Annotated in this window: 17 protein-coding genes; 7 read left to right on the top strand and 10 right to left on the bottom strand. The window is 43.3% G+C overall.

The features are described from left to right. Nucleotides 1–25: 25 nt before the first annotated feature. From ACFQZI_RS19530 to ACFQZI_RS19515, 4 genes are all read left to right on the top strand, one after another. Nucleotides 26–544, top strand: a complete 519-nt coding sequence (locus tag ACFQZI_RS19530) for a hypothetical protein (protein ID WP_377145510.1) — start codon at nt 26–28, stop codon at nt 542–544. A 79-nt stretch (nt 545–623) separates the two neighbouring features. Then, nucleotides 624–1028 carry a helix-turn-helix domain-containing protein gene (locus ACFQZI_RS19525; RefSeq protein WP_377145508.1) on the top strand — a complete coding sequence of 135 codons (405 nt, stop codon included), beginning with the start codon at nt 624–626 and terminating at the stop codon, nt 1026–1028. 425 nt (nt 1029–1453) lie between these two features. Further along, nucleotides 1454–2215 (top strand): SDR family oxidoreductase, encoded by a 762-nt coding sequence (locus ACFQZI_RS19520; protein ID WP_377145506.1) that lies wholly within the window; start codon nt 1454–1456, stop codon nt 2213–2215. A gap of 119 nt (nt 2216–2334) precedes the next feature. Then, entirely contained in the window at nt 2335–3252 is a 918-nt protein-coding gene (locus tag ACFQZI_RS19515) for a DUF72 domain-containing protein (RefSeq protein ID WP_377145504.1), read from the top strand. A gap of 445 nt (nt 3253–3697) precedes the next feature. Here ACFQZI_RS19515 and ACFQZI_RS19510 read toward each other — a convergent pair whose 3' ends face one another. After that, nucleotides 3698–3919, bottom strand: a complete 222-nt coding sequence (locus ACFQZI_RS19510; protein WP_377145502.1) for a PspC domain-containing protein — start codon at nt 3917–3919, stop codon at nt 3698–3700. A gap of 1 nt (nt 3920) precedes the next feature. Continuing rightward, entirely contained in the window at nt 3921–5207 is a 1287-nt protein-coding gene (locus ACFQZI_RS19505) for a DUF2851 family protein (protein WP_377145500.1), read from the bottom strand. A 426-nt stretch (nt 5208–5633) separates the two neighbouring features. On the opposite strand from ACFQZI_RS19505, the gene ACFQZI_RS19500 reads away from it, so the two are divergent. Continuing rightward, on the top strand, nt 5634–6938 hold the full coding sequence (locus ACFQZI_RS19500) for an MFS transporter (RefSeq protein ID WP_377145498.1): 1305 nt from the start codon (nt 5634–5636) through the stop codon (nt 6936–6938). Nucleotides 6939–7078: 140 nt separating this feature from the next. Here the strand turns inward: ACFQZI_RS19500 and ACFQZI_RS19495 are convergent, their stop codons facing one another. From ACFQZI_RS19495 to ACFQZI_RS19460, 8 genes are all read right to left on the bottom strand, one after another. Continuing rightward, a complete protein-coding gene (locus ACFQZI_RS19495; RefSeq protein WP_377145496.1) occupies nt 7079–7762 on the bottom strand; it encodes a DUF1345 domain-containing protein in 684 nt (227 codons plus the stop codon). Nucleotides 7763–7798: 36 nt separating this feature from the next. After that, nucleotides 7799–7999 (bottom strand): YwbE family protein, encoded by a 201-nt coding sequence (locus tag ACFQZI_RS19490; RefSeq protein WP_377145494.1) that lies wholly within the window; start codon nt 7997–7999, stop codon nt 7799–7801. A gap of 4 nt (nt 8000–8003) precedes the next feature. Beyond that, nucleotides 8004–8255: a hypothetical protein gene (locus ACFQZI_RS19485; protein WP_377145492.1), complete on the bottom strand. Its 252-nt coding sequence runs from the start codon at nt 8253–8255 to the stop codon at nt 8004–8006. A 6-nt stretch (nt 8256–8261) separates the two neighbouring features. After that, nucleotides 8262–9596, bottom strand: a complete 1335-nt coding sequence (gene argH, locus ACFQZI_RS19480; protein ID WP_377145491.1) for an argininosuccinate lyase — start codon at nt 9594–9596, stop codon at nt 8262–8264. A gap of 111 nt (nt 9597–9707) precedes the next feature. After that, nucleotides 9708–10442, bottom strand: coding sequence for a DNA-formamidopyrimidine glycosylase family protein (locus tag ACFQZI_RS19475; RefSeq protein ID WP_377145489.1), 735 nt, complete (start codon nt 10440–10442; stop codon nt 9708–9710). A 118-nt stretch (nt 10443–10560) separates the two neighbouring features. Next, nucleotides 10561–11022: a carboxypeptidase-like regulatory domain-containing protein gene (locus tag ACFQZI_RS19470; RefSeq protein WP_377145487.1), complete on the bottom strand. Its 462-nt coding sequence runs from the start codon at nt 11020–11022 to the stop codon at nt 10561–10563. 84 nt (nt 11023–11106) lie between these two features. Further along, nucleotides 11107–11988: a YitT family protein gene (locus ACFQZI_RS19465; RefSeq protein WP_377145486.1), complete on the bottom strand. Its 882-nt coding sequence runs from the start codon at nt 11986–11988 to the stop codon at nt 11107–11109. A gap of 42 nt (nt 11989–12030) precedes the next feature. Then, nucleotides 12031–12792: an NUDIX hydrolase gene (locus tag ACFQZI_RS19460; RefSeq protein ID WP_377145483.1), complete on the bottom strand. Its 762-nt coding sequence runs from the start codon at nt 12790–12792 to the stop codon at nt 12031–12033. A 185-nt stretch (nt 12793–12977) separates the two neighbouring features. Here ACFQZI_RS19460 and bglX point away from each other — a divergent pair, with 185 nt between their 5' ends. Both bglX and ACFQZI_RS19450 read left to right on the top strand, forming a co-directional pair. Continuing rightward, nucleotides 12978–15287, top strand: coding sequence for a beta-glucosidase BglX (bglX, locus tag ACFQZI_RS19455; protein ID WP_377145481.1), 2310 nt, complete (start codon nt 12978–12980; stop codon nt 15285–15287). Between the two features lie 794 nt (nt 15288–16081). After that, nucleotides 16082–19336 carry a SusC/RagA family TonB-linked outer membrane protein gene (locus tag ACFQZI_RS19450; RefSeq protein ID WP_377145480.1) on the top strand — a complete coding sequence of 1085 codons (3255 nt, stop codon included), beginning with the start codon at nt 16082–16084 and terminating at the stop codon, nt 19334–19336. Nucleotides 19337–19345: the final 9 nt, after the last annotated feature.

Raw genomic sequence — 19345 nt, 5'->3', positions numbered from 1 at the left:
CATAATAGGCTCACCTTTCTAATTGATGCACTGTTTTAAGAGATACATCCTGTTTTTATTTATCATACCATTTACCGTTGTAGCGCAGGATACAACTTTAGTTAAAAAACAGGCTACCCGTTTTGCAAAGGCAAGTTTTAACGGCGATTATAAAACTGTTATAGACCTTACCTACCCTAAATTGGTAGAATACTCGGGCGGCAGAGATACCATGCAGAAACTTATTAGCAGCCGCATAGAGGGGCTAAAAAAGCAGGGCGTTATCGCGTTTGACGGTTATGTTGATTCGCCGGGTAAAATACACGATGCCGGCGGGCAGCTCCATTGCATTATACCCGAAGTTATTACCATGAAAGTGTTTAACGGGCGCTATGTTAACCGCACCTACCTGTTGGCCATCAGCGATAATAACGGCAAAAACTGGACGTTTATGGATGTTGGTAAAATGCCTTTAAGCCTATTGCAAAGGCTTGTTCCTAAATATAATCTGGGTCTGAATATACCCTCCGCCGGCAAACCGATGTTCTTTGCAGATAAGCTTTAACAGCATTGTTAACCGTATAAAATATCTGCCCTATTCGCCTTGTTATAAAAACATATAAAACGTTTATCTTTACAGCGTTATGCCAACTCCCATCCCCAAAAAAATATTTAGCCGCCGGCACGAGATCTTTGCCGACTTCCTGAAAGAAGTTGACAAGCACCTTGATGATATTATGCACGAGCGCGTTACCGAAATGTTCGAGATCAGGGACATCGCGGGGATCCTGCACATTCACCCCACCCATTTAACCAATACCATTAAGCAAACCACGGGCAAATCGCCCTGCTTTTATTTCGAGGAAAAAATAATGCTGCTGGCTAAGGAAATGCTGCAACAAAATGTTTCTATTAAACAAATAGCTTTTAAACTCACTTTCGACCCATCCAACTTCACTAAGTTTTTTAAACGTTTTGAAGGTGTAACACCTAAAGAGTACAGGGAAAAGATATTATCTGATTCGGAATTAATAGAATTAGAAAATTAACAGAATATTAATCACTATTATCTTAATCAACTTATTATAAAGCATTAATGAGCGTTGGCCCAAACGTCAAAGTGGGCGGGCCGGGTGTATGGCGGGAATGACGGTTTAGCGTCGAAGTCTGCGTATGCGGCGAGAAAGCGTTAAGAACCGGCAGGGCGCGCGGAAGCTTCGCTTTGACTTGGCCTTTTCTTGGTTCGTTTTCTTTGTGGCTAAGACAAAGAAAATGAACATCCACAGGCTTGACCCTTGCCTACTGCCGATCCTTATTAAGAACTGACCGCCTGCTTTATACAGCAAAGAATTGCTCCTCACCACCTATGACAGTTTAATAAAATACTGTAACTGTCACCATTTTATCTGTACCTGTCACCTTTTTTTAGCAACGTTTCGCCCTCATCTTTGTATTGTATTAAACACATAACAACATGAGCACAAATAAAATAGCATTGATAACAGGCGGAAGCAGGGGCCTTGGTAAAAACGCTGCCTTAAAAATTGCCGGCAAGGGTATAGACGTAATTGTAACCTACCGTACTAAAAAAGATGAAGCCGATGAGGTAGTGAACCAAATAGAGCTGGCCGGCCAAACTGCCGCCGCCCTACAGCTGGATACTTCAAAATCAAACACGTTTGCCGAGTTTAAAGAACAGCTCACCGCTGTGTTAAAAGAAAAATGGGGCCGCGACAGCTTCGACTTTTTGGTGAATAATGCCGGTATTGACGCGGCATCTCCATTTGGACAAACCACCGAAGAAGATTTCGACAACCTGTTTAATGTGCACTTTAAAGGGGTTTACTTTTTAACCCAAACATTGGTGAATACCATTGCCGATGGTGGCCGCATCATCAACTTATCTACCGGTTTAACCCGCTTTGCCACCCCCGGTTACGCGGCTTACGCCTCTATGAAGGGTGCCATTGAGGTATTTACAAAGTACTTAGCTAAAGAATTAGGCAGCCGTGGGATTGCAGCCAACCTGGTTGCGCCGGGTATAGTGGAGACCGATTTTACCAAACGCGCGTTTGAAAGCCACCCTAAAATGCACGAATTTATTTCAGGCATTACAGCGTTAGGCAGGCCAGGCCAGCCGGATGATATTGGTGGTGTAATAGCATTCCTTTGTACTGAAGATGCGCGTTGGATAAATGCCCAACGTATAGAGGCATCAGGCGGGATGTTTTTGTAGGTTGATGAATAGAGCGTGGAGTAGTTGCCTCTCTCCTAAAATAAAAGCGGGATAGTTCGATATGAACCGTCCCGCTTTTTATTGGGCTATTTGCTATCTTGCTGCCTAATATAATTGATATGGAATTTGGCCGCGTAGCTGATCATGAATTGCCTTTGGTAGATTTTACACTGCCACCCGACCCCGCTTTTACCCTCCAAACACTTGCCGCTGCCAACAACAAACAGCCTTTGGAGGTGCATGTAGGCTGCGCAAAATGGGGGCGCAAGGAATGGGTAGGCCAGATCTATCCGCCTAAAACTAAAGACGCGAATTTTCTGGATGAATATGTAAAGCATTTTGACTGTATTGAGCTAAATGCCACCTTTTACCAGGTTTATGGCCCCGATACCATTGCCAAGTGGAAACAAAAAGCGGAGGCTAATCCTAATTTTAAATTTTGTCCCAAATTTTCGCAAAGCATCAGCCATATCCGCAGGTTAAAGAATGCTGAGGATATTACCACTACCTATTACGAGGGCATCATGGCCTTCGGCGATAAACTGGGGCCGGTATTTTTGCAGCTAAGCGATAATTTTACACCCAAAAGCCTGCCCGAACTTACTGCCTACCTGGAACAGCTACCAACCGATGTACCCGTTTATGTAGAACTAAGGCATAAGGATTGGTTTGCCGTGCCTGAAAACAAAGAGGCCGCTTTTAGCCTGTTTAAGCGATTAAATATCGGATCGATAATAACAGATGCTACGGGCCGCCGCGATTGTGTGCACATGATGCTACCTACCCCTCATGCGTTCATCCGCTTTGTGGGCAATGGATTGCACCCTACCGACTATGCCCGCTGCGATGAATGGGTTGACCGCATTGCCAGTTGGAAAGACCAGGGGCTGCAATCTGTTTGGTTTTTTATGCACCAGCACGATGAACGCTACTCGCCCGAGTTATGCGATTATGTGATAGATAAACTAAACAAAAAGCTTGACATGAACATTCACCGCCCGCAATTTATTGGCAAAGAGAAAGGGTTGTTTGATTAGTAAGTGGAGTAAACTTTCAACTTACGCAAACTCGTTAAAAAGCTATGTCATTTCGAACGCGCGATAGCAAGGAGAAATCTTGTTATAATAAAAGTCTGCGACTTAGTGCTTCGTTAGGTTCGGCATTAAGTTAAGTTTAGCCTGTGGATGTTCATTTTCTTTGCCTTAGCCGCAAAGAAAACGAACCAAAAGAAAAGGCCAAGTCAAAGCGAAGCTTCCGCCCGCCCTGCCGGTTCTTAACGCTTTCTCGCCGCATCCGCGGACTTCGAAAGCTAAACCGTCATTCCCGCCAACTGCCGGCCCGCCCGCTTTGACATTTAGGCCACCGCTCGTTTTGATAACGCTGAAAATTTAAATCAATTTTTTAACTATATAAATTTATAGATACCAAGCTGTGGCGCTGTTTTGTTGGTACTAAAAAAATGCAAATTGCCGAAACGCTAACCTACATATCCAGCGCGCGTGAGCGTTTGCGCTTCACAAAATTGCGGATATCCAGCACTATGCCCGCGAAAAAGTAGAATATAAGCGGGAAGCCAACAGCAAGGAATGATGAGTAGATAAAAAACAGCCTGATCTTGGCAATAGAAATATTAAAACGTTCGCCCAGGTAGGTGCATACCCCAAAAGAGTAGCGCTCGAAAAAGGTGATGATCCGTTGTAACATATCAGCTGGGTTTTAATATTTTAATACCAACGCCGCATTGCAGGCATTTCTTATAATCGCAATAACTATTTTTAAGTTCCAGCAGCGCCTGCGACTCAAAAGCGGTTTTTATATCTACTCCTAAGTTAGCAAAATCTGCGGTAATATTGTTTTGCTCTGCCGGGATATTCTCCAGCAATTTTAATGCCCGGCTTACAAAGTGCTGCAATTTCATATGCCTGCCATAACTAAACAGAAACAATACTACAGTATTAAGCAATATGGTATCGATAGACCCGCTACCCAAATTTTTGCCCGCCGGGGCCGATTCTTTATCAAACCGGTAATGCGTTTCCCAATATGAGTTAACCCTAATGTTCGCGAAAAGTTCGCGCAGGTGCTTTACATCCTGTATGTCTAATATTTTGGAGAATAAGTGGTTGGACTGCACCACCAGTGATGCGAATTGCGCCAGCCTTATGGTAGGGAAATTCTGCGGTCGCATCCGCATGAACTTCCACAGATGGTTCTCAATAGGTTGCAGCGAATATTTTTTAGCAAGGTAATTGTACTCTTTTTTCAGCAACCGCGGATAATCGTCCTGCAATTCATCCGTCAGGAAACCCGCCTGCCCAAATATGAGTGCCTCTATTTGCATGGCGTTATTCTTATTTTTGGCCAGGATGCTTTGCGGCAGCGACTTCGCCATCAACTCAAACGGGAGGGCATTCGTTTTAAAGCCAAAGTTTGCCGCCAGGAATTGGTAAAAGGTTTCTTCCCAGTCGCCACGGTTAAGGGCTAAAGCCCCGATAACCGCTTCAGAACGCTTTTCCAAACGTTCTACCAAAATCCTCGTAAGCCAGTTTTGCATGGTTAGGCCGTCCACAGTAGCAATAGTTCCCTCGCAGGGAATAATTTGCTGGTTGCCAAAAACCAGGTTATGGTAACGGTTGTAAAGCTCTGCCGAAATGCGGTCTTTCAATTCCAGCGTCGGTACGCGTTTACCATCAGTACGGATAAGCGGTTCATCGTCGCGGTAAACTACATGTAGTATTACGTTATCGTAAGCGTTATCTGTAGTATGGCCGTGCTTATGCCAGTCAGAAGAGGAGATGTGCAGTTCAGCATTCCCCGCCCAGGTAGTTTCGCCTATGCGGATGCGCGCGTTTTGAAAATCGGCACCTGCATGGCTGTTATGGATACCCACCGAATATATCTCCAGTTCCTCACCCTCGGTAGTACGCAGGTTTATCCTGTCGAACAGTCGGAACTTCCAGATGTAATGTAAAAAGTCTTCGGTGATAAGCATAGGGGAAGGTAAGAAATTTATACCTGGATTGAACAAATTTTTCGATTTTGGGTCTGTAGTCTTTTTCATTGTCAGCAGAACAGCTTCGTCCGAAATCGGGAATAACAATGGTGGCCTTGTGCGCGGTATGGGCATTGGAAACTTTTGCAGTGGGATGGATTTAGCGCAAGGGCAAAAGATTTCCGGCCCGCGGTTATGAGCGATTTGCGGGGCAGGGTTTGTGCGGCAAAGAAGCCTTTTTGCTGACTTGATTTTTGGTTACTTTGTGTCAAGACAAAGTAACAGCCCTCCGCGGCAATTGAGCTGGCTGGCGTTGATAGATGCACACAAAAATCAAAAGCACATCACCAGCATAACACACCCCTAACCCCTCTCAAGAGGGGAACTATCTTGTTAATTTCATTATCTTGCACTAAATCCAACTACATGAACAGCACTACTATCATCCAACCTGTTACAACCCAAAGCCGCGTTTGGTCTATCATTGGCGGTTCGCTGGGTAATTTGGTGGAATGGTACGATTGGTATGTTTACTCCGCGTTTTCATTATATTTTGCAGGCTCATTTTTCCCGAAGGGTAATTTAACCGCGCAGCTTTTAAACACGGCAGGCATCTTTGCTATCGGCTTTTTAATGCGCCCTATTGGTGGCTGGCTGATGGGCACTTACGCCGATAAACATGGCCGTAAAAAGGCGCTCACGGTTTCGGTATTGCTGATGAGTGCCGGGTCGCTGATAATAGCCATTACGCCAAGCTACAAATACATCGGCATCGCCGCGCCTATCTTACTTGTACTTGCACGCATCATCCAGGGGTTAAGTGTTGGCGGCGAATATGGTACCAGCGCCACTTACCTCAGCGAAATGGCCACCAAAAAAGACCGCGGCTTTTACTCCAGCTTCCAATACGTAACCTTAATAATGGGGCAGTTAGTAGCCCTGGGTGTGCTGATATTGCTGCAAAGAGCGTTCCTTACCGAAGAGCAACTGCATTCCTGGGGGTGGCGCATTCCGTTTGGCATAGGCGCAATGCTGGCCATTATTGTTATGTATTTACGCCATAGTTTGCAGGAATCTGCTACGTTAAATAATAAGGAGGAAGGGGTTAGTAAACACGCCCGCGGATCGTTACGTGCGCTGGCCGAACACCCTAAAGCGGTGTTTACCGTTATTGGCCTTACCATGGGTGGCACAGTTGCCTTTTACACGTTTACTACGTATATGCAAAAGTTTTTGGTGAACACAAATGGGTTCACCAAAAACGAAGCTACACTCATATCCAGCCTTACACTTTTTGTTTTTATGCTGATACAGCCGGTTTACGGCTTAGTATCCGATAGGATAGGCCGTAAGCCCATGCTTACCGCTTTTGGCGTATTGGGTACGCTAACAACTATACCCATATTCACTTATTTAAGCGTAACGCATAGCTTTTGGGTTGCATTCGGCCTCATCATGTTCGCGCTGCTTGTAGTAAGTAATTATACCGCTATAAACGCGGTAGTAAAAGCCGAATTGTTCCCGGCGCACATCCGCGCTTTAGGGGTAGGTTTCCCTTATGCCATAGCGGTATCTATTTTCGGCGGCTCGGCAGAGTATATTGCCCTGAGCTTTAAAGAGCACGGTCATGAAAATTGGTTTTACTGGTATGTAACGGGTTGTATAGTGGTATCGCTGGTGGTTTACGCAACTATGAATGATACAAGGAAGCATTCGAAGATAGAAGAGTAAATAGATGATGGGTTATCCCTTTTTGTGATGTTGAGCGATAGCGAAACATCTGTTAGCCACCATTCACTCTGCGATTGCAACGTTCAATAATAGATCTTTCGCTATCGCTCAAGATGACAAAGCTATAAACGAAAGGGCTTCTATTTCGACACTAACCCCGATATTACATTAATACTTAGGGCAACTATAGCCGTATTAAAGGCGAATGCGATCAACCCGTGCATCCACGCCAGGCGGCGGATCTGCTTGGACGAGATCTCCACGTCCGACACCTGAAAGGTCATGCCGATAACGAAGGAGAAATACACAAAATCGAGATAGTCGGGCTCCTTTTCATCTCCCGGAAATTCGAGCCCACCAGCAGGCGTTTTGCGGCCACCAGGTGTAGAATAGTAAAGGTGCGCATAGCGCATGGTAAATACCGTATGCACCAGCCACCACGATACAACCACAGCGGCCATTGCCAGTAAAACATATCCGGCAACAGTATCATCCGGCTGGTTCTTGGCTGATTTTAACAACAAGTACATTGCTATTAAACTTGCCAGCGACGCCACCATTACAAATAGAAATATCATGGCGCGGCTGCTGTCCTCTAAACTTGCAAGCCTGCGGATGTCTTTAGGGTGAGCCGATAGTATGGCAATCCAATCCAGTATAATAATGCTCATGGCAACAGATATCCAGACCACCAGAGCCATAGCCGGTACAGATTGCATTTGCCTCGTCGCGAAAAAAGCGGCAATGCCAATAAGCAATGCAACATACAGTTTGTAGTGCGCATCCATCCGCAACAGGAAATATTTTCTGGGTTCGTTGACCATTATTTATGTTGATATAATTATGTTTAGCTGCTGAAACTAATCCTCTTCAACTATCTCCGCCACCCGGCCTATCTGCCCGTCTTTCAGCCGCACTTTAATACCGCGCGAATGATAAGAGGCACTTGTAAGCAAATCTTTCACTACGCCGCGGGTAAGTTTACCACTGCGCTGATCTTTCTTCAGGATGATGTCTACTTCAAGTCCGGGATATATGTCTGCTCTGTTTTGTCCGTTCATTGTTTTAATCGATATCTAAATCTGTTGGTAATATCCAAAGAGAATTTTTAATTGGATTATGATTTGCAACTTTAAACTGGTCTAAGTCTTTTTCAAATAAAATTAAAACTCTACCGTTGTAAGTTTCATCGCTTATTATTTCTCCTTTTTGGCCAATCAATTTCCAATAGTCATTGTAAGGCTCAACATTCTTTCCTGGAATTAAGGTTCCTGAAAAAGATTTCAATCTAACGACGATGCCTTTTTTAATCTCCATTGCTCCTTACTTCACCAACCAACTAATAGCATCCTCAACTTTTTTAAAGTCAAAATTGCTAATCACTTTATCCATTGCTTCGGTTATCTGCTGGTTTTGCAGGTTGCCAATGCTGCCTTCGTGTGTATGGTTAACGGTTTTATCCGGGTTAAAGCTGCCTGCCTCAATATCCAAACCTATTTGCTTGTAAGCATCGCGGAACGGCGTGCCGTTCAGTACTGATCTGTTCACTTCCTCTACACTGAACAGGTAGGTATATTTAGGATCTTCGATTATATTTTTATTTACGCTGATGTTTTGCAGCATAAAGGTTGCCATTTGCAGGCAGTCTATCAGGTCGGTAAACGCCGGGAACAGCAGTTCTTTAAGCAATTGCAATTCGCGGTGATAGCCCGATGGCAGGTTGGTGGTCATCATGGCCACATCGTTCGGCAGGGCTTGCAGGCGGTTACATTTACCGCGCATAATTTCCCATACATCCGGGTTCTTTTTATGCGGCATAATGCTGCTACCTGTGGTAAGGTTTTCGGGATAACTTACAAAAGCGAAGTTTTGGCTCAGGTACAGGCACTGGTCCATAGCCATTTTAGCTAAAGTTGCTGCTATAGATGATAAAGCCTGCGCAATAACCCGTTCGGTTTTGCCACGGCCCATTTGGGCGTAAACTACATTGTGGGCTAAACTTTCGAAACCCAGCAAATTGGTGGTCATCGTCCTGTTTAGCGGGAACGACGAGCCGTACCCCGCGGCCGAGCCCAATGGGTTTTTATTGGTGATCTTCCAGGCGGCCAAAACCATTTCCAGGTCGTCAACCAAACCCTCGGCGTAAGCGCCAAACCACAACCCGAACGACGATGGCATAGCTACCTGCAAATGCGTATAGCCCGGTAAAAGCACATCTTTATGCTCTTCGCTCAATTGTATCAGCTGGCGGAAAAGCGTATCGGTTTCTGTAACTACCTGTTGCAATTGGTGGCGGAAGAAAAGTTTCAGGTCAACCAAAACCTGGTCGTTACGCGACCGGCCGCTGTGAATTTTTTTGCCAGCTTCGCCAATGCGCCGGGTAAGCAGCATTTCTACCTGAGAGTGTACGTCCTCTACATCAGGCTCGATATCAAAATTATTGTTCTCTATTTCGATGTACAGGTTTTTCAATTCCTGTTGGACCAGCATCAGGTCGGCGGCATCCATCAAACCAATGGATTCTAACATCTTGGTATGAGCAAGCGAACCCAACACATCAAAAGCCGCCATTTGCCTGTCCAGCTCGCGGTCGCGGCCAACGGTAAAGTTTTCTACCAGCTTATCAACGTTTGTGGTTTTCTGCCATAATTTGCTCATGGCACAAATATAAAATTAAATGTGTTTTGAACCGGGATTGAACAGATTTTTAGAATTTATATGATCTCTAATATTGATCGTAGATGAAGATCCTGCCGTGGTGGGGCACGGTTATTCATATTTTTCCTGGCACAACTCGCAATAAAAGCTCGCCCGCCTGGATTTGCCGGTATCTTTTACCTTAACGGGCACATGGTTACGCGGGCATTCTTTTTTATGATAAATTTGCCAGTGCTTTTTTAGCGTACCCGCCTTTCGTTGTTCAAAAAATTCGAAGCTGTATTTTATAGCTTCATTTATCATTTCTTTAACCTTTTTTGGCGGCATGGCGGCAACCACACTTTCGGGGTGGATGCGGGCGCGAAACAAAACCTCGTTCTTAATAATATTCCCCACGCCCGAAAATATCTGCTGATCCATCAGGGCATCGCAGGCTAATAACTCAGGCTCGGCTTTCATCTTTTTGATGGCATGTTTAGTATCCCATGCCTCGCTCATGATGTCGGCTTTCCAATCGTACACTTGGTTGAGCGGTTCGGTTATTAATTTTAGCTGGCAGGCATAAAAGTTTAATTCGCCATCCTCAAATTGCAGGTGCAGGCGCGGAGGCTTTTCGGTATGTTCGTTTATGCGGTAGGTGCCAAACATCATCATATGGATGCGTACGGTAAACTTGGGGAAGCAGATCAAAAAATGCTTTCCCCAACTTTTAAAGCCGGTAATAGTTTGGTCAACTAAAATATCTGTATCAAGGGTTTTGTTGTTACAACTCGCGGCAATTACTTTATCGCCCTTAAATTGCTGTACCTTTTCTTTCAGTATAAGTATGCTCGGCCCTTCAGGCATGGTAATCGGTTTAAGGGCAGAATGCAAAGATTGAGCCAAGGCTTGAGGGAGTAGCGAGTATTTAGCAATTACGAAGTGTTGCGAGGCGTGGAGAGAAGCGTAAGACTCTAATTTGGTATCAATTTTTTATGCTCTTGTGGTAATAGGTAAATTCTTGTGTATAACAAGCTTTATCTGTTTTAAATATACCTTTCTCGAAGGCCTCCTTATGTAAATTTGGTAGCTTCCTGAATTTTTTCATTCGAAGTTTATCTACTCTGTTTGGAGGCATAAAATCATAACTACCGCTTAACATCATTATAACTTCTACGTCGTTACATTCATCCTCTATTTTGATAGTTGCTGGTTCTAATCCAACCGTCCTTAATGTAATTTTTTTAACTGAAACGGGAATATCGATTTTAAAGAAGCCATCTAAAGCTGTTTTACCAACTTTGATGGTGTCACTTATGAAAATTGAAACGAATGGTAAAGTTTCTAAATTATCATCGATAACTTTTCCTTTAATTGTTTTATTCTGAGCATAAAGGATGCTTGTTGAAAAACATACTACACTAAAAATGATAAATAATTTCTTCATCCTTTGTCTTATATTCCCTTGACTATTATAGTTGAAATCATATTCAAGTGACTTTATTGGGGCTAAAGTTTTTAAAAGCAGCTGCTAATGCCCTTTTTTCCTTTTCAATAACCCGCCCGTAGTATCATCTACACTTTGTTGTACAATAAAGGCCGAAGGGTCTATCCTCAGGATCTCTTTCTTAAGTAATGGCACTTCAAGGCGGGTTGCCACCGTAAAAATGATCTCTCGCGGGTCGTTAATGTGGCCGTCTTTACCGTATCCGCTCTTGCCCTGGTAAACCGTAACGCCTCGGCCAAGTTTTTGGGTGATGGCTATCCTTATTTGTTCGCCCTTAACAGATACGATGGTCATGCCGGTGTATTGCTCCAATCCGTTTAAAATAAAATCAATCATTTTAGATGCGGCAAGGTAGGTAAGTATAGAGTATAAAGCCTTTTCGACACCAAGCTGAAATACCGCCGCGCCAAAAATGATGACATTAAGTATTAGTATAACATCGCTTACACGCACTACCTGCGTTTTTTTACTTACTAATAACGCCGCTATTTCGGTACCATCAAGTACGGCACCGCCACGGATGGCCATACCTATACCCGCGCCAATAAATACCCCGCCAAATACCGCGGTGAGTAGCTTATCCGGCGTAACATCGGGGAAGTGCATAAATGCCAGAGCCAGCGACAAGCCCGCTATGGCTGAGGCGCTTTTAACTGCAAAGCGTAAACCAAGCTTGCGGTAACCCAAAAACAGGAACGGTACATTTATAATAAAGATGAGTACAGAGAGCGGTAAGCCGGTAGCATCGGCCACTAATATAGATACACCGGTAACACCGCCATCAATAAAATGGCTGGGTAACAAAAAACCTTTTAATCCCATCCCGGCAGAAAGGATGCCCAAAATAATAAGTAATGAATCGATAACGATGCCTTTGAATTTCATAGTGCTATTAACAGTAACCATAGATGTGCGGTTAAGATAGCAAAATTTAAGGAAAAGCAGGTTTTACCACCCGCTTTTCAGCCCTTCTTTCAAGGCAGCCTGGTAGTTTTCCAGGTCGAAAGAGTAGAGGTAGGGGGCTTTGTGGGCACCGCCCTTGCGTGTTTCATCAAGCTTATTTAGAATGCCAAATCCCAGCATACGGCGTTGAAAGTTGCGGCGGTCCAGCTTTTTATCCAAAATGGTTTCGTAAAGCTTTTGCAGCTCGGGCATAGTAAATTCTTTGGGCATCAAGTTATAACCAATGGGCTGGTAGTTTAGTTGCAGGCGCAGGGTATCCAAAGCGGTGCGGAATATCAGTTCATGGTCTAACTGAAATTTCGGCAAGTCGTTAAGGTCGCGCCAGGTACATACTTCCGAAAAATCGTCGGGTGTAGGTGTTACGTTAAAAAAATCCACCAAAGCGTAGTAACCTATTGAAATAAAGCGCTGCTCAAAAAAGTTTTGTTGCTGCGGCAGCATATCCTTATACATTTCGTTATGGATCTTTGAGCGGTCGGGGTCGCCAAAAACATGAAACTGCTTTAAAAAGATCTCATCAATACCGGTGCGCTCTTTTAATATACGGTCGGCAGCATTTTCTATGGGTTCCTGCTTATGCACAAAGCCGCCGGGCAGGTACCAGGCGTCCTCATTATTGCTTTTTAGCATTAACACCTTCATTTGTCCCTCATGAAAACCAAATACCACACAGTCTATAGATATATGGTTAAGATATACCTTCCCGGCCTCGGCCCAAAACTCTTCCAGCTGCTGTTTAGTTAACATTTATATACGTTGATAAAAAATACTTTGATTGTTTAAATTTAATATCTACAATTGTGTACCAATTACACCATGTATTAAGCCTGTTTAAAAACCAATTATAACTAATAAGTTTTACAGTAATTTAATATTGATAAAATTAACACAAATTAAATGGTGGTAGTTTTACACCTCTAAACATATCCTTAATGAAAAAATATTTCACAAACAGGCCTTTTGTCATACTCAGCGCAGCCGCGTTATTTTGTATGCCGCTGAATAAAGCTGTGGCCCAAAAGCAAACCGAAGCCGCGAAAATGAATGCTTTTGTGAGCGCCTTAATGAAAAAGATGACCGTTGACGAAAAGATAGGGCAGCTTAACCTGGTAACAGGTGGTATGGCCATCACCGGCTCGGTTACCAATAATGGTATTGCCGATGGGGTAAAGAAGGGTAGCATAGGCGGTATCTTTGGTTTATATGGTACCGATAACGTTCGCAAAATGCAGGAAGCCGCTGTTAAGGGTACGCGCCTGCACATACCTTTAATATTTGGATTAGATGTTATACATGGCCATCGTACCATATTCCCTATCCCGTTGGGGATGTCGGCAACGTGGGATATGGCAATTATTGAACATGCAGCGCACATTGCCGCTAAGGAAGCAACTGCCGAAGGTTTGAACTGGGTATTTTCGCCAATGGTTGATATTGCGCGTGATGCACGTTGGGGCCGCATTTCTGAAGGTGGGGGAGAAGACCCATACCTTGGTGGCAAAATTGCCGCCGCTATGATAAGAGGATATCAGGGCACCAGTATGAAAAATGCTGACGCCGTAATGGCCTGCGTAAAACACTTTGCCCTTTATGGCGCCGCCGAAGCCGGTCGCGAATATAATACTGTTGATATGAGCAAAATTGCCATGTACAATTACTACCTGCCGCCATATAAAGCGGCGCTTGATGCGGGCGCGGGCAGTTTTATGAGTTCGTTCAACGTAGTGGATGGTATACCGGCTACCACCAATAAATGGTTACTAACCGATCTGCTGCGCAAGCAATGGGGTTTTAATGGTTTTGTAGTGTCAGATTATACTTCGCTTAACGAGACCGTTAACCATGGCATGGGTAATCTGCAGGAAGTATCGGCGCTGGCATTAAAAGCCGGGCTGGACATGGATATGGTAGGCGAAGGCTTTTTAAAAACACTTAAAACATCGTTAAAGCAAGGCAAAGTAAGCCAGGCCGATATTGACCTGGCATGCCGCCGTGTGCTGGAAGCTAAATATAAACTGGGTTTATTTGATAACCCCTACAAATCTTTAGACCCTCAGCGCGAAAAAACGGAGATCATGACGGATGCCAACCGTAAGGCGGCCCGTGTTACTGCCAAGCATTCTTTTGTGTTACTTAAAAACGCAAACCAGATCCTTCCTTTGAAGAAATCGGGTGGTAGTATAGCATTAGTTGGCCCGTTGGCCGATAATAAACGCGACATGCTGGGTACCTGGGTAATTGGCGGCGAGTGGGAAAAATCGGTAAGTGTTATGGAGGGTATTAAGCACATTGTAGGTAACGATGTGAAAATAAACTACGCAAAAGGTAGCAACATTACCGATGATACCACCTTTATGAAACGCCTTAACTTTGGCCCGGGAATGGTGTCGTTAGATAAGCAATCGCCCGATGATATGATAGAGGACGCGGTTAAAGCCGCAAAGAAATCGGATATTATTGTCGCGGTTGTTGGCGAATCGCAAAGCATGAGCGGCGAATCATCAAGCCGGTCAGATATCAGCATCCCAGAGAGCCAGCAGTTGATGCTTAAAGCGCTTGCCAAATTGGGCAAGCCTATTGTTATTGTATTATTTAACGGGCGCCCGTTAACCCTAACCTGGGAAAACGAACATGCCGCTGCTATATTAGATGTATGGGCACCTGGTACCGAGGCAGGCAATGCCATTGCCGAGGTATTATTTGGAAACTACAACCCATCCGGTAAATTAACTGCAACGTTCCCACGCTCGGTTGGGCAGATCCCAGTTTATTATAATCATTTAAATACCGGCCGCCCATATTCAACCGGGCCAACTAAATTTAAATCGAATTATTTAGATATCAGTAACGATCCGCTTTATCCGTTTGGTTACGGTTTAAGCTACAGTAATTTTACCTACAGCGATCTTAAACTTAGTAAAGCCAAACTAAAAGGTAACGAAACGCTAACCGCTACAGTTACCGTAACAAATAACGGCCCGTACGCAGGCGAAGAAGTTGTACAACTATATATTGGCGACCCTGTTGCCAGCATCAGCCGCCCGGTAAAAGAGTTAAAGGGTTTTAGAAAGATTAGCCTGCAAAATGGAGAAAAGAAAGAAGTTAGTTTTCCTATCACCACAAACCAGCTGAAATTTTATAATAGCCAGTTAAAATACGATTGGGAGCCCGGCGAATTTGTGATACAGGTTGGAACAAACTCGGCTGATGTTAAAACAGCGAAAGTACAATGGATTAAATAGCTTATATGCCAATAAATCTAAGTTGATAGGTTTATATAAATTTCAATGCAAAATGCCCTGGTAATATTACCAGGGCATTTTATTTTTATATTACTGTTCTATTTAATGTTTAAATCACTTGGTGTAAAACATCCATAAAAAAGTATAGCAATTTAGTGGAATAACTGTAAAATTAACAGGAATTTAACAATCTGTTTAATTGTTAACAGGTACTTATTAAAAAAATAAAAGAAGTTTTTGATTTATTTAAAAGCGAATGCCTGTTTAGGTTTTTAAAAAAGAGTAAAGGGTATTTTTAAACGATAAAAGGCACTCATATCAAAAATTTTACATTGTAATATTGTTAATTTAAATATTCAATTTTTAAGATGCGTTTAATAAAAGGTTTTAAAATTGAAATATTGAAATGATTTGCGCTATGTAAAATAAATAATTTGTAATTCGTATATAGCTGCTTGTGTAACCTATACACTCTATTTATATTAGAGCATTACCAATTATAAACCTTTCTTTTTAAAGTAAGGCAAACGCAATTTAACGAACAAACAGAAATGATGAGCATTATATATCGCACAGCATCTGTTGAACCGAATAAAATTTTTAACAGGATAGTGTAACTATATGATTAAATTTTTACAAAATCTACGTACTGCTAATTATACTCCGGCCAGGGGCGCCCCATAATCAAAAATCTTTTTTGAGTTGGTCACTTTTGTTATCTCACCTAACGTACGTGCCACACTCAATTAATACGATCTTAAATCAAATATATTAATCAACTAAATCTCAATCTCATGTTTAAAAGTTTACTCCTTAAGGGAAGAACATTATGCCTGCTACTATGCTGCATGGTGTCTTCATTGGTAGTTAATGCTCAAACAAAACACACAGGTAAAGTTACCGGCAGCGACGACAAGCTGCCAGTAGTAGGAGCCAGTGTGCGCGTTAAAGGCTCTACCATCGGTACACAAACTGATGTTAACGGACAGTTTAGCATCAATGTTAACCCGGGTGACGTATTGGTCATCTCATACCTGGGTTATCAAACAAATGAAGTTACTGTAGGCGCGAGCGACAACATTACCGTTGTATTGCAAGCCGGCAGTAACGCGTTGAACGAAGTAGTAGTAACAGGCTACACTACGCAACGTAAAAAAGACATTTCGGGTTCGGTTACTACAGTAAACGTTACCGCTGCCAAGTCTGTTCCATCTGTAAGTACCGAAAGTTTACTGCAAGGCCAGGCTGCCGGTGTCAACGTTGTTACAGCGGGTGCTCCGGGTGCTGGTGCGCAGGTTACCATTCGTGGTTTAAGTAACTTCGGTAGTTCATCTCCGCTATATGTTGTAGATGGTTTACAAACAGGTGGCATCTCAAACATCAACCCTAATGATATCGAATCTATTTCTGTACTAAAAGATGCCGGTGCCGCTGCTATATACGGTGTAAGCGGTGGTAATGGTGTTGTTGTTGTTACTACTAAAAAAGGTAAACAAGGTAAAGCAACAATTTCTTATGATGCATTTTACGGCACTACACAACCATTGAGCGGTAACGTATTTAATACCTTAAATGCTGACCAGTATGAGCAGTTATTACTTAAAGCTGATCCGAAAAATGCATTATTACTTAATGGCAAAATTGCTGATTACGGTTACCAGGCTGGATCTGGCGCCAGGGGTGTATTTAACCAGGCAACCGCTGCTAATTTCTTGCCAAATTACCACCTGGATAATGATCCTGCACAGGATTACCTGATCCAAAAATTTGTTAAAGGCGCAGGTACCGATTGGTTCCACGAGATCTTCAAAAGTGCGCCGCTTCAACAACACTCTTTAAGCGCAAGTGGTGCAAGCGACAAGAGCAACTATTACATGTCTTTAGGTTATACTAACCAACAAGGTACGCTTATTAATACTTATTTTAAAAGATACCAGGCCCGTGTTAATACCACCTTTAGTGTTAAAGATCATATCAGGTTAGGCGAAAACATGAGCTTTCACTATATCAGTTCACCAAATGGTGGTGGTGGTTTAGTTGGCGGTGGTAACTTAAATGAGGGTAACCCTATTTCTGAAACCTACCGCGCGCTTCCTATTATACCTGTACGTGATATTGCAGGCAACTTAGGCGGTACCTACGCCGGCCCTGCCGCGTTAGGTAACGCGCTTAACCCGGTTGGTATGCAAGAGCGTCAAAAAACCACTAAGACCAATGAATATGGTTTGCAAGGTACTGTGTTTGCAGAGGCAGACTTCTTAAAACACTTTACTGCACGTACAGCTTACAGTGCAAGCATTTACAACCGTTACTACTACAACATAGGTTACCGCCAGTATGACAGCGGTGAGGCACATGGGGGTAACAACAGCTACAACGAAGGTTCATCTTACGATAGCAACTTTAACTGGAGCAATACCTTAAATTACAAACAAGTATTTGGCAAACATAGCATTGCTGTATTAGCCGGTTTCGAGCAAAGAGGACGCACAAACCGATCTTTAAGCGCGACAGCTAAAAATCTTTTTTCTCTTGATCCATTCTATGCGAATATTTCTAACGGCCAGGCCGGTCAAACTACCGCAAACAGCGGTTTTGGTAACGATGCGAATGGTTTAAGCAGAATCATGTCGTTTTTCGGCAGGTTAGATTACACTTACAACGACAGGTACATCATTGGTGCAACCGTACGTCGTGATGGTAGTTCGTTATTTTCTCCGGGTAACAAGTGGGGTACATTCCCTGCAGTATCTGCGGCATGGCGCGCATCTCAGGAAGAGTTCCTTAAAGGCAATGCCTGGTTAAATGACTTAAAGATCCGTGGTAGCTACGGTACATCAGGTTACAATGGTAACGTTGGTGTCAACAGCGCTTTCGCTGCATTTGGCGGTGGAGCAGGTTCATCATCTTACCCAATCGATGGTTCGTCGAACTCTGTTATCCCGGGTTACTTAGCAAGTTCATTGGGTAACCCTAATACAACATGGGAAACAGATAAGGTATTAAACGTAGGTTTTGATGCATCATTATTCAATCATTTTGATGTTACTGTTGAATACTACAAAAAAACCATTACAGATCTTCTTGTATCGGTACCACTTCCTGGTACGGTTGGTGGATCTGATGCTGCTATACCAACTGTTAATAACGGTAGTGTAGTTAATAAAGGTTTTGATATCAGCGCTAATTACCATGGTGCTACTAATGGTTTTACCTACTCAATTGGTGCCAATATTACTACAATTAAAAATGAGATCACTCAAATTGGTGCTCCGTTTTTCACAGCAGACGTTCGTGGCGGTAACGTAGTTTACAACCAATTAGGCGGTAGCATTGGCCAGTTCTATGGTTACAAAGTACAGGGTTATTGGAATAGCCAAGCCGAGATTGATGCACTTGATGCACAACAAAAGCCAGATTTATTCGGTCAAAAACCCGTATACCAAGATAAAGCAGCTCCGGGCCGCTTCCGTTATGCTGATGTAAATGGCGATGGCCGTATTACTGATGCTGACCGTACCAAAATTGGTAGCGCAATCCCCGACTTTACTTACGGTGTTAACTTAAACCTTGGTTACAAAGGTTTTGACATGAGCGCTGTATTCTACGGTTCGCAAGGTAACGATGCTTACAACACCGTAAAATATTGGACTAATTTTTACGGTTCACAAACCGGTAACAAAAGTTTAGACCTGCTAAACAACTCATGGACTCCAACCAACTTAAATGCTAAGACACCAATTATTGAGGCTACAACCAACTTTAGTACAGCTGACGCGATCAATTCATATTACGTAGAGAATGCGTCATTCTTAAAATTGCGTTCGGTACAAATTGGTTACACATTTTCACCAAGTGTGCTTAAAAGCGTTGGCGTAGATAAATTACGTGCTTATGTACAAGGTACAAACCTGTTCACTGCTACAAAATACACCGGTCTTGATCCCGAGATCCAGGCTTATGACGGTCGTAACAGCCAAGGTATCGATAGAGGTAACTACCCTAACAATGAGCGCAGATTTATATTCGGCGTAAACCTTAGTTTCTAATAATAACTA

The organism is Mucilaginibacter lutimaris, from assembly GCF_042676625.1.
Lineage (GTDB): Bacteria > Bacteroidota > Bacteroidia > Sphingobacteriales > Sphingobacteriaceae > Mucilaginibacter > Mucilaginibacter lutimaris.
Note: the sequence above shows the minus strand (reverse complement) of the source record. Positions and strands in the feature narration are given on the sequence as shown.

Coding starts and splice junctions, on each gene's coding strand:
- ACFQZI_RS19500 (WP_377145498.1), top strand. CDS start 5,634: ATGAACAGCACTACTATCATCCAACCTGTTACAACCCAAAGCCGCGTT.
- ACFQZI_RS19460 (WP_377145483.1), bottom strand. CDS start 12,792: ATGTTAACTAAACAGCAGCTGGAAGAGTTTTGGGCCGAGGCCGGGAAG.
- ACFQZI_RS19465 (WP_377145486.1), bottom strand. CDS start 11,988: ATGGTTACTGTTAATAGCACTATGAAATTCAAAGGCATCGTTATCGAT.
- ACFQZI_RS19520 (WP_377145506.1), top strand. CDS start 1,454: ATGAGCACAAATAAAATAGCATTGATAACAGGCGGAAGCAGGGGCCTT.
- ACFQZI_RS19495 (WP_377145496.1), bottom strand. CDS start 7,762: ATGGTCAACGAACCCAGAAAATATTTCCTGTTGCGGATGGATGCGCAC.
- ACFQZI_RS19490 (WP_377145494.1), bottom strand. CDS start 7,999: ATGAACGGACAAAACAGAGCAGACATATATCCCGGACTTGAAGTAGAC.
- bglX (WP_377145481.1), top strand. CDS start 12,978: ATGAAAAAATATTTCACAAACAGGCCTTTTGTCATACTCAGCGCAGCC.
- ACFQZI_RS19475 (WP_377145489.1), bottom strand. CDS start 10,442: ATGCCTGAAGGGCCGAGCATACTTATACTGAAAGAAAAGGTACAGCAA.
- ACFQZI_RS19530 (WP_377145510.1), top strand. CDS start 26: ATGCACTGTTTTAAGAGATACATCCTGTTTTTATTTATCATACCATTT.
- ACFQZI_RS19470 (WP_377145487.1), bottom strand. CDS start 11,022: ATGAAGAAATTATTTATCATTTTTAGTGTAGTATGTTTTTCAACAAGC.
- argH (WP_377145491.1), bottom strand. CDS start 9,596: ATGAGCAAATTATGGCAGAAAACCACAAACGTTGATAAGCTGGTAGAA.
- ACFQZI_RS19525 (WP_377145508.1), top strand. CDS start 624: ATGCCAACTCCCATCCCCAAAAAAATATTTAGCCGCCGGCACGAGATC.
- ACFQZI_RS19485 (WP_377145492.1), bottom strand. CDS start 8,255: ATGGAGATTAAAAAAGGCATCGTCGTTAGATTGAAATCTTTTTCAGGA.
- ACFQZI_RS19450 (WP_377145480.1), top strand. CDS start 16,082: ATGTTTAAAAGTTTACTCCTTAAGGGAAGAACATTATGCCTGCTACTA.
- ACFQZI_RS19515 (WP_377145504.1), top strand. CDS start 2,335: ATGGAATTTGGCCGCGTAGCTGATCATGAATTGCCTTTGGTAGATTTT.
- ACFQZI_RS19510 (WP_377145502.1), bottom strand. CDS start 3,919: ATGTTACAACGGATCATCACCTTTTTCGAGCGCTACTCTTTTGGGGTA.
- ACFQZI_RS19505 (WP_377145500.1), bottom strand. CDS start 5,207: ATGCTTATCACCGAAGACTTTTTACATTACATCTGGAAGTTCCGACTG.